Below are 13981 nucleotides of genomic sequence, written 5' to 3' on the forward strand. Positions count from 1 at the left end.
ATATAATGAATTAATTTCATAATAAGATATTTTAAGTAAATTCGTATGTTAGCTGTTTTGTTTTTCATTACAGACGGACGCTTTTTAGCAGGCACCGGTTTTTAGCAAACTTGAAAAGAAGAACACTTTTCAAGTGGAACTTCAGCTCGCTATTTTGAGCAGGAATTTCCGTTTTTCATAACAATCAAAGCCAAGTTATTGCTTTAATCTAAACATATTAAATTGATTCAAGTATATAGAATAGGATTAATACATTGCGTTGCTGTATACAACACGAAAAAGCACGAGTCAGAAATCTATCGTGCAACATTGTCTTTACCATAGATTTTAGACCGTGCTTATGAAAAGGTTATAATTTAATATCCTAGGTTATGCTGAAACACATTGATAGTAGGCGCTCCTTTAACAAGATAGCTCTTCAAATTAGGAATAAAAATATCCTGTATCACTCGATTCGTGTAGTATTCTGTCGCACCAGCTGAATGCGGTGTGATAATTACGTTGTCCATCTCCCATAATGGACTATCCGATTGAAGCGGTTCTGATTCAAACACATCAAGTCCTGCTCCCCCTATTTCTTTTTGTTGCAAAGCAGAAATTAAAGCAGTTTCATCCACTATCGACCCTCTTCCGATATTGACAAAGAATGCACTATTTTTCATTTGTGCAAATTGTTCTTTACCAAACATATGATGTGTTTCTTTTGTTAAAGGTAACGTGACCACTACAAAATCACTTCGCTCTAAAACTAGTGATAAATCTGAAGGAGTATACATTTCATCCACATAGTCAACATCTCTTCCAGAATGACGTACTCCTAGCACTTTCATTCCAAATGCTTGAGCAATTTTAGCCGTTTCCTTGCCAATTTCTCCTACTCCTACAATTCCAATCGTTTTCTCATGAATTTCTGCTTTTAAATTTGCATGATACCACTTTTTCTCTTGTTGTTGTCTAATATACGTATGTATTAAACGTGTAAAACCTAACATATACGCAAATATCGTTTCAGAAATCGGATAAGCATGAACTCCACTAGCACTTGTTAAATGTATATCGTTCTTTTGTAAATGATCAAGATCAAGATAATCTACTCCAGCACTCCATGATTGAACCCATTTCAATTTGTTACTATTTACATATTTATTTGCTTGTGATTCACGCCAATGTACCAGTATCTCTGCCTTATTTAAATTTTCCTCTGCTATATCTTTCCCGGTATAAATATCCCAATCTGGAACGACTTCCTGAATTGCTTGTAAGTTTTGTTCATCTAAATTTAAATTAATTGCAATTGATCTCTTTGTCATAGTTCCTCCCGTCCAGAAATCCATCATACAAAGGACTTCCATTATAAGTAAGTTTTCGAAAAATCTAACTATTAATTATCTTATCAACCTTCCTATTAAATCGCAACGAACTGCGCATTCTTTGTTTTTTTACCAGACTAGTAATACAATGTCATGGAAAGGAGTAATGAAATGAACACCGATTCTTTACCACAACAAATACAACAACTAGTTAAAAATAATCAATACAAACATGAACATTTTCAAGATTTAATTAGAGATGGTGGATATATGCCTCCTAATGAAGAACTAATTATTGATGCGATTACTGCTCTAAGTATGGGGAAAAATATACTTTTAAAAGGTCCAACTGGAGCTGGGAAAACTAAGTTTGCTGAAACACTCTCTTCTCTTTTTCAACAACCGATGTTTAGTGTTAATTGTTCGGTTGATTTAGATGCTGAGAGCTTGATGGGATTTAAAACATTAAGTTATGAAAATGACAAACAAACAATTGATTTTGTACCAGGTCCTGTAACTAATTCGATGAAACACGGTACGTTTTTATATATCGATGAAATAAATATGGCTAAACCAGAAACATTACCATTAATTAATGGTGTCCTAGATTATCGTCGTACGATTACTAACCCATTTACCAATGAAATAATCACTGCACAGGAACAGTTTGGTGTAATCGCAGCAATTAATGAAGGATATATAGGAACTGTTCCATTAAATGAAGCATTAAAAAACCGTTTTATTGTTATCGATGTTCCTTACATTCAAGGAGATCAATTAAAACAACTAATATCTAATAGCACAAAGTTAGAAGATGAAACTCTTATCAATCTGTTTGTTACTTTATCAAAAGATTTAATAACTGCTGTGGAACAAGGTAAGCTATCAGAAGATGCCGCATCTATTAGAGCTTTGTTAGATGCATGTGATCTTACTACCTTCATTCCTCCAAAACGCGCGATACTTCGCGCAATAGTAGATAAACTAGATGAAGATCGTGAAAAAGCCTTTGTACAAAATCTTGCGGATACACTATTTGATTAAGGAGAATATGAAATGTATCGATTTCATGAATCCAAAGTAGATACGCGTTTATTTATGCAATTACAAGATTTAACTACTGTACTGTCTGGTAATGCTCAGTTGCAATTTGAAAATAGCTATGGCTCGTTTGTCGATATTGCTGACAATAAAATTACTGCTAGTCGTTTTTGGGATAAATTAGATATAGAAACAAAAACAGCGGGAACAAAATCAGATGTACTTCTTCGTACAGTCGGAACAATGATGGAAACCCATATTCCAACAATGCAAACCTTTAAAGAAGATGTATCCGAGTTAATGATACCTAAATTTGCGAATCAAATAATAACACTATTAGAAGATATACGCTTAGAAGAGATTATTCGAAAAAATCGTCCAGGATCAAAACAATGGTTTGAAAAACGTCATCAATTCTTTCAACGCTATTTTCAAACTCAATTACAATCGAACATAACGAGAAGTTATGCTACCGATGAGCTTTTTTGTATGATATATCTTCTTATACATGCTGATGGACCTGACCCCTCATTTCCTAGAGTTCCTCAGGCGCAATTAGATATGCTAGAAAAATTAAAACCATATCTCTATCGTGTGTTTGAAGCAAAGAAAACATTAGATAATACCAATTTATGCTTGTCTATTGTTCGTTTAATTCAAGCAGCGGACTATAAAGATAGCATCCATGAATACTTTGTATTTCCCATTGGGCATATCGAAGTTTATGAAAAGAACACTTTGTTTGATGAGTTGACACGCACAGACGATGTTGTGAATGATGATGAACAATGGCTAGACGAAGATGATGAGAATGAATACTTTGATGAGACTTTTTCAACATGGCATCGTGAGAACAAAAATGAGAATAGGAAGCAAAATTTCCTGCAATTTGAACTTGAACAAGGTACGAAAACCAATATGATGGGTGGAGGAGCTCGTGAAACAGAGGATGCTGATCAAGCCATGGCTTCTGTTCAAGGTTCTTCCGTTCAAAGTAAACAACAGGATTATTCAGATAAAGAAACCTTATCCAAACAAGAGGAACAACAATCTGGTAGTAGTGGTTCTGAATTTGGAAAAGAAAATGAAGATGCAGTCATGCTTATCGAAAAAACAGACCCGCCTTCTCTAGATCACCAAGAAAAATATGACCAATATTTAATGGAGATTGACCCTTATAAACGAAAACTAGCAAAAACCATTCAATTAACATTAGAGCACAAACGTAATTTCCCAAGAACCGAGCTTTTATTTGGTCGACTATCTAAGAAATTATTACCAATCATAGTAGATGAGTCCCCTCGAGTATTTTATAAGAAGGAACAAGAATCAAAAGAGTTTGATGCAGTATTCACTTTACTTATTGATTGTTCTGCATCAATGGTAAATAAAATGGAAGAAACCAAACGTGGAGTTGTTCTTTTCCATGAAGTGTTAAAAGAATTACGAATACCACACGAAATCATTGGTTTCTGGGAAGACGCCAATGAAGTAAAAGCGAATTATCAACCTAACTATTTACAATATATTCATGAGTTAAAAGATTCTTTATATGAAAATAATGGTGCAAAAATTATGCAACTTGAACCACAAGAAGATAATCGTGATGGTTTTAGTATTCGTTATATCACAAAACAATTAATGAAGCGTAATGAAAAAAATAAATTCTTGCTCGTATTTTCCGATGGTGAACCTGCCGCAAGTGGGTATGATCAAAATGGGATTCTTGATACTCATCAAGCAGTAACAGAAGCAAGAAAGCATCATATCGATGTAATCGGTATGTTTTTAGCCAATGGAGAAATCCAGGAGAAAAACGACACCACGATGAAAAACATTTACGGAAAAGAGCGAATCATGATCCCTCATGTTGAAGAACTACCAGAACATTTTACTCCTCTTCTCAAAAGATTGCTTTTAAAAGCAATGTAATGAGAGTAAAAATAGAGAATAAACAATAAACATAGGAGGATGAGACATCAATATACAGTCTCATCCTCCTATGTTTTATCTAACTCTCTGTAAATGAATTATTGTATTTCCATATGTAAGTCCCCTGTTTTTGCCCACCCTCTTGATTTTAACGAATGGTAAACAGTAACTGATATCACCGCTGGAATAACAACTCCGATAACGATATACATTAACAACACTCCTGGACCTTGATTTGCTAGTATATTTAACGGTGCAATAAATGAATTCAGACCAAGACCAGCTAACTCATACGGCACTTGAAAATCAAATACTAAAATGGCGATTGGAGCACAAATGATCGATGATAAAAAAGGCCCTGCAACTAAACGTGGATTCTTAACAATATTTGGAACTTGAACTTTTGGTGTCAGAAATGATTGTGCAATGTTTGCTCCTAAATTATTTTGTCTCAATGACATAGCTGTAAATCCAGCAAATTGCGCCGTACACCCAATTAACGCTGCTGCGCTAGATACGGGATCAAGTTGTAAAGCTATCGCCAACGCTGCTGATGACGCAGGTGACATTAAGAAAATACTCCATATAAGTGCAATAACTACAGATGTCACAAGTGGTGATCCTACAGTTGAATTGGCAATAATACGACTAATCTCCTCTAATACTGGTGTGGTTACTGCAGCCAAACCAACTCCTGCAATTCCTCCCACAAAAATAGCAGAGAAAGGAATGGACATCATATCAAGTTTCGTTTTTCCAGCAACTTTCTTTCCTATCCAGATAGCTACAGCAGCAGCTAATACAGCGCTAATAGGTTGTCCAGTGGTTAATACCCAGGCTCCATCAGGCGTCATCGCCAGCGCATTTGCACCTACTGTACTAGCAGCCATAGCACTAAATATAATTAGTGTATTTCCACCTAACTGATAGGCTATTCCTGCACCAATTGCCGGTGCTAACATTAGTTGTGCGGCATTCCCAATCGTAATAAATCCTTCCCAACCAGTAAATGTACCAAATGTTTCAATTAGAAGGCCTATACCTAATGTTACTAACACCGCATTCGCTAATCCTTGTGAACCTTTATACATTCTATCGATAATATATTTCTTTGTTGATTGCTTCATCTATAGACCCTCCTAATTTTCTCTGTTTTAATCCTGCAGATATGAAAAAAAGCCCTTCTCTTCATGGGCTTCGATAAGACTACAAGAATCAGATATGGTTATAATAATTCCAATCTGTAGCATCTTATCTTATAGTCATATAATTAAAATTCCTATTTGGTTTACAGCTGTTTCACACATTGAATTTATGCCCCTTTCATGTTGTAAATTGTTACTATAGTAAACCTATTTTAAATTAGAGTCAATAGTTATTTTTTTCAGAATAGATTCGTTTATCTGGAAGTGGTTTATATTAAACATATATTAATATGAATGAAAATGATTGTTTTTGAATGTTTATGATTGTTTAGGGATGGTAATAATGTTATTATTATGTTTGAGGTGATGATGTGCTAACCGATGAAAGACATAGACAAATTTTAAAGAAACTAAATGAAAGCGGTGTAGTTAAATCTCTTGATCTTATAAGTGATCTGAATTGTTCTGAATCTACAATAAGAAGAGATTTAGCGCAATTAGAAGAAGATGGACTGCTTACTCGTATACATGGTGGAGCAAAAAAACACTATTCATTTGATAAAGAACCAACCTACCAAGAAAAAACAATCAAAAACGTTCAACATAAAGCTTCTATTGGAAAATTTGCAGCATCCTTGATTGAGGAAAATGATGTCATTTATTTAGATGCAGGAACAACCACTCTAGAAATGATACCCTATTTGCCAGATATTTCATTTACTGTTGTTACGAATGGAATAGTTCATGCATCTATGCTTACAAATAAACAAATCCCTTCTTATTTAGTTGGTGGAAAATTAAAGCACTCTACAAACGCAATAGTTGGGTCAAGTAGTCTACGCCAATTAAAAGAATACCAATTTACCAAAGCATTTCTAGGGGTTAATGGCATTGATTTGCGATATGGGTGTACTACTGCAGATCCAGAAGAAGCTGCCATGAAAAGTTCAGCACTTCAACAAGCATCAACCGCATATATGCTCGCTGATGAGAGTAAATGGAACAACGTTAACTTTGCAAAAATCTGTAATATTAATGATGTTATTTTTATTACAGAGAAACTTACATCCTTACACGAAGCTTTTCAACTTCATACTAACATCTTGGAGGCAACGTAAATGATTTACACAATCACACTTAATCCATCCATTGACTTCATTGTACCAGTGGATCAATTGAAACTCGGAAAGTTAAACTACATGAACGATGAGTATAAAGTTCCTGGCGGAAAAGGAATTAACGTATCTCGTATCTTACAGGAACTTTCAACCTCCTCCACCGCATTAGGATTCATCGGTGGTTTTACCGGAAAGTTTATTATTGATTTTCTTGAAAAAAGAAATCTTAAAACTGATTTTATATCTGTGAGCGAAGATACAAGAATCAATATTAAATTGAAGTCAAGTGAGGAGACCGAAATTAATGGTCGAGGACCTTCCATATCTAATGATAAGGCCAACAAACTTCTTTCACAGTTAGAAAAAATTACTGCAAACGATTTTGTAGTTATGTCTGGAAGTAAACCTCCTTCTTTACCAACTGACTTCTATGAAAAAGCCATCAAAAAAGTGTTAGCAGCTGGCGCACAATTTGCAATTGATACAACAGGAGATGCATTAATGCAATCACTTGCTTATCAGCCGTTAGTTATCAAACCAAATAAACATGAGCTTGAGGAATTATTTGGAGTATCTATTTCAACTGATGAAGACGTCACTAAATTCGGAAAAAAACTGCTAGAGAAAGGAGCTCAGCATGTCATTGTTTCTATGGGAGCTGATGGAGCTATTTTGATAACGAATAATGGAATATATAAAGGTACTTCTCCAAGTGGAACATTACGTAATTCTGTCGGAGCTGGAGATTCTATGATTGCTGGTTTCCTTAGCATCTACTTAAAAAATCAGAACGTACTTGAAGCATTCAAAATGAGTATAGCCGCTGGAAGTGCCACTGCTTTTTCGTATGATCTAGCAACCAGAAATAAAATTGATAATTTACTTTCAGAAATTGAAGTAACGATATTATAAATATAGAAAGGATGTTATAAATGGCCGTAACTGATTTATTACGCAAAGATATTATGATTATGGATTTGAAATCGACGGATAAGCAATCCGTTATCGAAGAAATGATCAATAACCTTCATAAATATAGAGTTATCAACGATGTAGATACGTTTAAAGAAGCAATTCTTAACCGTGAAGTACAATCTTCCACTGGACTTGGTGACGGTATTGCTATGCCACACGCTAAAACAAGTTCAGTAAAGGAACCGGCTGTATTGTTTGCTAAAAGTAGTCAAGGAATAGATTACGACTCATTAGATGGACAACCAGCTCACTTATTCTTTATGATTGCTGTTCCTGATGGAAATAATGATACACATTTACAAACACTTGCTTCTTTATCCAAACTTTTAATGGAACCAACGTTTGTTGAGAAATTAAACGCTGCTTCTACTCCAGAAGATGTACAACAACTCTTTTTAAACGAAGCTGAGGAAAATACTCCTAAAGAGGAGATACAGAAAGACAATTTTCAAAACGATTCGAATGAACGACCATTTGTTGTAGCAGTAACTGCTTGTCCAACAGGTATCGCTCATACATTTATGGCAGAGGATGCACTTAAAAAACAAGCAAAGAAAATGAATATTGATATTAAAGTGGAAACGAACGGCTCAGATGGAGCGAAGAATAAATTAACTTCTGATGATATTCAACGTGCTAATGCAGTTATTGTCGCAGCTAGTAAAAAAGTGGAAATGGAACGATTTAATGGCAAACATGTCATTGAACGGCCAGTAAGTGACGGTATTAAGAAAACTGAAGAACTTTTAACTAAAGCAATTAATCAAGATGCACCAGTGTATCAGGGATCATCTTCATCCAGTAAAAGTGAAAATGAAGAAAATCAATCTACTTCTGTATGGGGAAAAATATATAAAGACTTAATGAACGGTATTTCTCATATGCTACCATTCGTTATTGGTGGCGGAATTATTATGGCCATCTCTTTCTTATTCGAAAGTGTACTGGGTTCAGAAAGTGAAATATTTAGTTTCCTAAACGATCTTGGAGGTAGTGCTTTTAATTTCCTTATACCGATATTAGCAGGTTATATTGCAATGAGTATTGCTGACCGACCTGGCCTAATGCCTGGTATGGTAGCAGGGCTATTGGCTTTTAATAGTGATGCGGGCTTTATCGGTGGACTAGTTGGTGGTTTCCTTGCAGGTTATATCGTCGTTGGATTGAAATATGTATTTAAAGGTCTTCCCCGGTCCCTTGATGGATTAAAACCAATTTTATTGTATCCTGTATTTGGCCTATTCTTCACAGGATTATTTATGTACTTTATTATAGGACCAATTTTCTCCGGATTAAATGGTTTAATGGTAGATTTCTTACAAGGATTAGGGACTGGAAATGCAGTAATATTAGGAGCATTACTTGGTGGTATGATGGCTATCGATATGGGCGGTCCATTTAACAAAGCTGCATACACATTTTCTATTGGTATATTTACAAGTACAGGTGACGGTAGTCTTATGGCCGCTGTAATGGCTGGTGGTATGGTCCCGCCTCTAGCAATCGCTGTTGCAACTACATTATTCAAAAATAAATTTGATGAAGCAGAACGTAAATCAGGTGTTACAAACTATGTAATGGGGCTTTCCTTCATTACAGAAGGTGCAATTCCATTTGCAGCTGCAGATCCATTACGTGTCATTGGTTCTTCTGTAATAGGTGCCGCAATCGCAGGTGGACTTACACAATTCTGGAATAGTGCCATTCCAGCACCCCATGGCGGAATTTTCGTCATACCATTGGCAGAAGGACCTCTATTCTTCTTGTTATCCTTAATAATCGGTACAATCATTACCGCAATAATTTTAGGATTTTGGAGAAAAACTGTAACGAAATAAGAATCACTTACGGGCATACATTCATTAATGTATGCCTTTTTTACATTTACAGTTATTTACAAGTGCATTCATTTATCTTACCACTTTCCTTGCTCTTCCTTAATTTTAGATATATAAACTTATCACAACTAAAAAGGCAAGTATGTTTTATCATACTTACCTCTTGCTCGTTATTATTTTCTTTTATAGTTCTTATGATTAACAACTGTCTTAACAGGTTCCCCTGTGGAGGGATGATTGCCAATATTTACAATTACAGAGTTTTCTCTCACAATTAAGACCTTAGCTTTATTGCCTTTGTGTTCTCCTCGAACAATATCAATTGTTTCCCCAACCTCTGCCATATCTTCTTTTTTCACTGGTTGTGTGTTTTCTTGTTCCATGTTTGGGCCTCCTTCAAACATTTATTTCATATTAGGAAATTTTATTCCTTTCATTCGATAGAGATTTATTTACATTTTCTTGAATCCCCTCCAATAGTATCATAAGTTTAATGGCATTTTCATCATTTTTCAAGAAAATGATCGGAATACTTGTAAGTCATTCTATTTTATATAATTATGGTTAATATAGGAGGTATAAAACATGCCACAAACATTGAAATTCGAGCCCTCATGGGATAAAGCTTTACCTGACCAAGATCGAGTAAAGATTAAACAAACTTTTCAACAGATTAATCATAACACTACTGAGCAGTCCATTACTTTCACACCGCTTTGGCAAGCCCGAAATTACAAAGGCGAGCTTCTAGTAACCGTTATTATTAACAATTATAGTGAGGACAAGTTAACATTTGATCAAACACCAATTAATTATATGGAAGACGATCAAGTACTCGCGACCCATTTCTTTACCTTAAACACAGTAACTATTCCCTCTAAGACAAGCATGCCTTGGGCTTTCATTTTCCCAATAGAAAATATCAGCCAGCAAGCTACATTTGATAATGGAATTCTCAGTTGGGCATAACAGCACTGTTTTTCTGATACTTCATCAAACACCTGGACCAATTAGTCTAGGTGTTATTACACATTTATTTCCAAGCTAAAGTATTATATATAAATTATCTTAATTTTATGATATATTATAATATGATTACAACTTTATAAATTCCTAGTAATTCGCTTTAAAAGGGTTGAAAATATTCTCATAACAACATAAAATTATTCAAGTCAATAGAATTTTTATACAACTTTATTTATATTTTCGATATATTAAAAAGACCAATTACTCAAATCAAAGATAGGAGCTGATCATAATGAGTATGGCACCTACTACAAATGGACAGGCTTACCATTTTAATTCTTCAACATTAACTCAAATTACGAATCTAGCTACATATGTTAAAACCCCAGTTGAATTATTTCATATGACAGAAGAAGAGCTAACAAAAGCTGACTTTTTAATCGTAATGATTAAAGACCATAAAGATAGTGAACAACTGATAAAAGAATATAATCCACTCCCTACACCTGTTGCTATTGTCATTTTTGATATTGATATGGCTCATGTAACAAGATTGTTTGAAATGGAATTTGATGGATATTTTTACCATTCTATGTTGGAAAAAGATATTATATCTGGCATTGAATTTATTAAGAGCGGCTATACCTATGTATATCCCGAACTCGCAAAACTACTTCATGAAGAATATGTTCGTATCGCTAATACATTACAAGCACGACCAGAGGGCTTGCTTACAGATAGAGAATGGGATATATTAATTGAAATTGCAAAAGGGAATAACAATGACCGGATCGCTTTAAATCTAGAAATATCAGATAAAACGGTTAAAAATCATGTCACTACCATTCTTCGTAAACTGGACGTAAACGATCGTACGAATGCTATGCTGTTAGCATTTCGCAAAGGATGGATATAAATTTTAAAAAGGTTCAGAGCTGATAACAGCTCTGAACCTTTTTAAAGTGATGCTTTTATTACTTTTTTATAATAAGAGATAGATAATATTCCAAACAAGGAATAAAGGAGTGTATAAATTAATATAACAACTATCATCGGTGTCCAAAGTTCTGTACCAAAGAAAAACCATCCAGATCTAACAGCAAAATAACTATGACTAATTCCAAGAATTAAAGGTATTCCGAAATTAAATAATTGTTTTATCCGTATGCCACGTTGTAAGTCAAATTGAGTAAATCCTATTTTCCGTAAAATAGTATAGTTTCTTTTTTCATCTTCCGATTCATCCATTTGTTTAATATAAAGGATACATCCCGAAGTAATGAGGAAAGTTAGTCCTAAAAATCCTACGATAAACATAATCATTCCCATTGTATATTTCTGAGATTGAATTGATTGTAGGTATGAACCATATCCTCGGCCACTCTCACCATAAATAGAATTATAAAGATCATTTGCTTCTTCTAGTTCTCTTTCATTTTCAATATCAATTCCTGCATACTCCTCATAACTTTCTAAGCCTGTTGTTAATTGTTTATATACAGAGGAATCCACAACAGCTAACGGAAACCCTCCATTACTATATGAAAATGGAACAATACTTTCTTCTTTTCCTTCTATATAGTCTAATGTAATGTTTTCAGTTTCAGTGAAGAGCGTAAATTCTTCCTCTGCATCCATTTGCATAAATTCATCTAAAACACCTTGTACATTCATAAAAATAGATTCTTCTCGATTTAAATCTACATCAGTAATATATTCATCACTGATCACGATCATTGTAGTATCGTCCGGTTTGAAAAAGTTATCATCTGTTGGTCCATTTATAACGTTACTTAAATCTGCACCAACTTCATATAATTCCATTTCTATAGTTTTATAGTTAATGTCATTATCTTCTAGTGCAATATAAAAATCCTCTGCTTCCTCAAAGCTTGGAATAGAAAAATGATTGGGATTTGTGTTCTCCGCTTGTTTTTCAATAGAGTAATAAGATATATATGCTAGAGATAAAAATCCGATTGCCAAAGCTGAAATTGTTGTTATTACCGTTAATAAGAGAGAGTTTGAACGCATTCGAAACATAATTGACGATAGTGAAAGTACTTTATTAATAGTTAAATATCCATTATTTTTCTTTCTTATCAAATAAAATATAAAACTTACTGATCCTTTGTAAAATAAATACGTACCAATGATTACTGATGCCAATATAAGAAGCATCACGGCGAATAAACTATTTATTGTGACAAAATCACCATCAAATAATTTAGACGACATATAATATCCAAACAAAATAGCGACAATACCTACTATTCCAATTAATAATTGCCATTTAGATATCTTTTTACTTTTTAACTCAGTAGAGGATTGAAGCTGGAATAAGTTTATTAACCTTTGTCTGTGAATAAATAAAGCACTTACTACCATAATAACGATGTAAATTACCATGAAAACTAAAAGTGTCTGTATTACTGCCTGATTAGAATAATTTAATTCAGCCACTTCATTTAAGTCCATTAATCGAATTAAAATCATCATCATAAGCCTTGAAGAAATAAATCCAATGAAAATACCTGTAATCAAAGCTATGGTATACATAATTATATTTTCAATACTAATAACCTGAAAGATTTTTCCTTTTGTAAAGCCAACTAATTGTAGTAATCCAATTTCTCTACTTCTACGTTTGATAAATAGATTATTTGCGTATATTAAAAATACTCCTACAATAATAATTAACATCACTGAAGCTGCCCGTATAGCTGCAGCCCCTTTGATAGAACCTTCTACTTCATTCATCGCCGGATCGTATTGCAATGTAACAAATGAAAAATATAATGCGACACAAAATGTCAGAGCAAATAAATATAAATAATAATTTTTGGCGCTCTTTTTTAAATTTGTAAAAATCAGCTTTCTAATAGTCATGATGTACGCCACCTAACACGCCTTGAGTTTTTATAATGTCATCAAAAAAAGATTTACGTGTCTCATCACCTTTATTTAACTGAGAGTATATTCTTCCATCTTTAATAAAAATCACCCTACTACAATAACTAGCTGCTAATGGATCATGTGTAACCATCACAATTGTAGATGCTCTTTTTTCATTTAAATCTACTAATCGATTAAGTAAATTTGAAGCTGCTTTTGAATCTAACGCCCCTGTTGGTTCGTCAGCAAATATCATACTAGGATTGTGAATAAAAGCTCGAGCAGCAGAAGTACGCTGTTTTTGTCCTCCTGAAATTTCATTTGGATACTTATCCCGTATATCAAAAATTTCTAATTCCTGAGCCACCTGTTGAAATCTAATTTGGGCATCTGTTTTAGATATTTTTTGTACAGTTAATGGTAATAAAATATTTTCTTTTACCGTTAAAGTATCCAGTAAATTATATTCCTGAAAAATGAATCCCAAATGCTGCTTTCTAAATTCTGCAATTTGCTTATCTTTCATACTCGTAAATTCTTTTCCTTCAATTTGAATTTTTCCTTGACTCACTTTATCGATAGAAGATAGCACATTAAGTAAAGTGGTTTTCCCAGACCCCGATGCCCCCATTATTCCTACAAATTCTCTCTTATCTACTGTTAAATCAATTCCTTTTAATACCTCTTGACGATTGAATTTATTTCCATAACTTTTATAAACTTGTTGAGCTTGTAATATACTCATTATTTATTACTCCTTT

At 33.8% G+C, this 13981-nt stretch carries 12 protein-coding genes; 7 read left to right on the plus strand and 5 right to left on the minus strand.

Annotated elements, in window-relative coordinates; translation table 11 throughout:
• Nucleotides 1-356: 356 nt before the first annotated feature.
• Nucleotides 357-1310: a D-2-hydroxyacid dehydrogenase gene (locus AQ616_RS16535; RefSeq protein WP_069686453.1), complete on the minus strand. Its 954-nt coding sequence runs from the start codon at nt 1308-1310 to the stop codon at nt 357-359.
• A gap of 171 nt (nt 1311-1481) precedes the next feature.
• Here AQ616_RS16535 and AQ616_RS16540 point away from each other — a divergent pair, with 171 nt between their 5' ends.
• Both AQ616_RS16540 and AQ616_RS16545 read left to right on the plus strand, forming a co-directional pair.
• Nucleotides 1482-2354 (plus strand): ATP-binding protein, encoded by an 873-nt coding sequence (locus AQ616_RS16540; RefSeq protein ID WP_069686301.1) that lies wholly within the window; start codon nt 1482-1484, stop codon nt 2352-2354.
• Nucleotides 2355-2366: 12 nt separating this feature from the next.
• Nucleotides 2367-4283, plus strand: a complete 1917-nt coding sequence (locus AQ616_RS16545; protein ID WP_069686302.1) for a vWA domain-containing protein — start codon at nt 2367-2369, stop codon at nt 4281-4283.
• A gap of 98 nt (nt 4284-4381) precedes the next feature.
• Here AQ616_RS16545 and AQ616_RS16550 read toward each other — a convergent pair whose 3' ends face one another.
• Nucleotides 4382-5410 carry a PTS sugar transporter subunit IIC gene (locus AQ616_RS16550; protein WP_017795992.1) on the minus strand — a complete coding sequence of 343 codons (1029 nt, stop codon included), beginning with the start codon at nt 5408-5410 and terminating at the stop codon, nt 4382-4384.
• Between the two features lie 389 nt (nt 5411-5799).
• On the opposite strand from AQ616_RS16550, the gene AQ616_RS16555 reads away from it, so the two are divergent.
• The 3 genes from AQ616_RS16555 to AQ616_RS16565 are packed head-to-tail and all read left to right on the plus strand — an operon-like array spanning nt 5800 to nt 9359.
• The gene (locus AQ616_RS16555; RefSeq protein WP_069686303.1) at nt 5800-6546 is read left to right on the plus strand and encodes a DeoR/GlpR family DNA-binding transcription regulator; all 747 of its coding nucleotides are present in this window, start codon (nt 5800-5802) and stop codon (nt 6544-6546) included.
• Entirely contained in the window at nt 6547-7458 is a 912-nt protein-coding gene (pfkB, locus tag AQ616_RS16560) for a 1-phosphofructokinase (protein ID WP_069686304.1), read from the plus strand.
• Nucleotides 7459-7478: 20 nt separating this feature from the next.
• Nucleotides 7479-9359, plus strand: a complete 1881-nt coding sequence (locus tag AQ616_RS16565) for a PTS fructose transporter subunit IIABC (RefSeq protein WP_069686305.1) — start codon at nt 7479-7481, stop codon at nt 9357-9359.
• Nucleotides 9360-9532: 173 nt separating this feature from the next.
• On the opposite strand, the gene AQ616_RS16570 is transcribed toward AQ616_RS16565, so the two are convergent.
• The gene (locus AQ616_RS16570; RefSeq protein ID WP_017795988.1) at nt 9533-9742 is read right to left on the minus strand and encodes a DUF2187 family protein; all 210 of its coding nucleotides are present in this window, start codon (nt 9740-9742) and stop codon (nt 9533-9535) included.
• Between the two features lie 202 nt (nt 9743-9944).
• Here AQ616_RS16570 and AQ616_RS16575 point away from each other — a divergent pair, with 202 nt between their 5' ends.
• Both AQ616_RS16575 and AQ616_RS16580 read left to right on the plus strand, forming a co-directional pair.
• Nucleotides 9945-10328, plus strand: a complete 384-nt coding sequence (locus tag AQ616_RS16575) for an SLAP domain-containing protein (RefSeq protein ID WP_017795987.1) — start codon at nt 9945-9947, stop codon at nt 10326-10328.
• A gap of 289 nt (nt 10329-10617) precedes the next feature.
• Complete coding sequence (locus AQ616_RS16580) at nt 10618-11241, plus strand: response regulator transcription factor (protein WP_017795986.1); 624 nt, start codon at nt 10618-10620, stop codon at nt 11239-11241.
• Between the two features lie 41 nt (nt 11242-11282).
• Here the strand turns inward: AQ616_RS16580 and AQ616_RS16585 are convergent, their stop codons facing one another.
• Together AQ616_RS16585 and AQ616_RS16590 are read right to left on the minus strand one after the other, a co-directional pair.
• Nucleotides 11283-13214, minus strand: coding sequence for an FtsX-like permease family protein (locus AQ616_RS16585; protein ID WP_069686306.1), 1932 nt, complete (start codon nt 13212-13214; stop codon nt 11283-11285).
• Nucleotides 13204-13965 carry an ABC transporter ATP-binding protein gene (locus AQ616_RS16590; RefSeq protein ID WP_069686307.1) on the minus strand — a complete coding sequence of 254 codons (762 nt, stop codon included), beginning with the start codon at nt 13963-13965 and terminating at the stop codon, nt 13204-13206. Before AQ616_RS16590 ends, AQ616_RS16585 begins: the two co-directional genes overlap by 11 nt.
• Between the last annotated feature and the right edge of the window lie 16 nt (nt 13966-13981).

It is taken from the genome of Oceanobacillus sp. E9 (genome assembly GCF_001741975.1).
In the GTDB taxonomy this organism is placed as follows: domain Bacteria; phylum Bacillota; class Bacilli; order Bacillales; family Amphibacillaceae; genus Oceanobacillus; species Oceanobacillus kimchii.

Excerpts from the sequence above, each read along its gene's own strand:
- AQ616_RS16535 (WP_069686453.1), bottom strand. The coding sequence starts at position 1,310 with ATGACAAAGAGATCAATTGCAATTAATTTAAATTTAGATGAACAAAAC.
- AQ616_RS16540 (WP_069686301.1), top strand. The coding sequence starts at position 1,482 with ATGAACACCGATTCTTTACCACAACAAATACAACAACTAGTTAAAAAT.
- AQ616_RS16545 (WP_069686302.1), top strand. The coding sequence starts at position 2,367 with ATGTATCGATTTCATGAATCCAAAGTAGATACGCGTTTATTTATGCAA.
- AQ616_RS16550 (WP_017795992.1), bottom strand. The coding sequence starts at position 5,410 with ATGAAGCAATCAACAAAGAAATATATTATCGATAGAATGTATAAAGGT.
- pfkB (WP_069686304.1), top strand. The coding sequence starts at position 6,547 with ATGATTTACACAATCACACTTAATCCATCCATTGACTTCATTGTACCA.
- AQ616_RS16565 (WP_069686305.1), top strand. The coding sequence starts at position 7,479 with ATGGCCGTAACTGATTTATTACGCAAAGATATTATGATTATGGATTTG.
- AQ616_RS16570 (WP_017795988.1), bottom strand. The coding sequence starts at position 9,742 with ATGGAACAAGAAAACACACAACCAGTGAAAAAAGAAGATATGGCAGAG.
- AQ616_RS16575 (WP_017795987.1), top strand. The coding sequence starts at position 9,945 with ATGCCACAAACATTGAAATTCGAGCCCTCATGGGATAAAGCTTTACCT.
- AQ616_RS16580 (WP_017795986.1), top strand. The coding sequence starts at position 10,618 with ATGAGTATGGCACCTACTACAAATGGACAGGCTTACCATTTTAATTCT.
- AQ616_RS16585 (WP_069686306.1), bottom strand. The coding sequence starts at position 13,214 with ATGACTATTAGAAAGCTGATTTTTACAAATTTAAAAAAGAGCGCCAAA.
- AQ616_RS16590 (WP_069686307.1), bottom strand. The coding sequence starts at position 13,965 with ATGAGTATATTACAAGCTCAACAAGTTTATAAAAGTTATGGAAATAAA.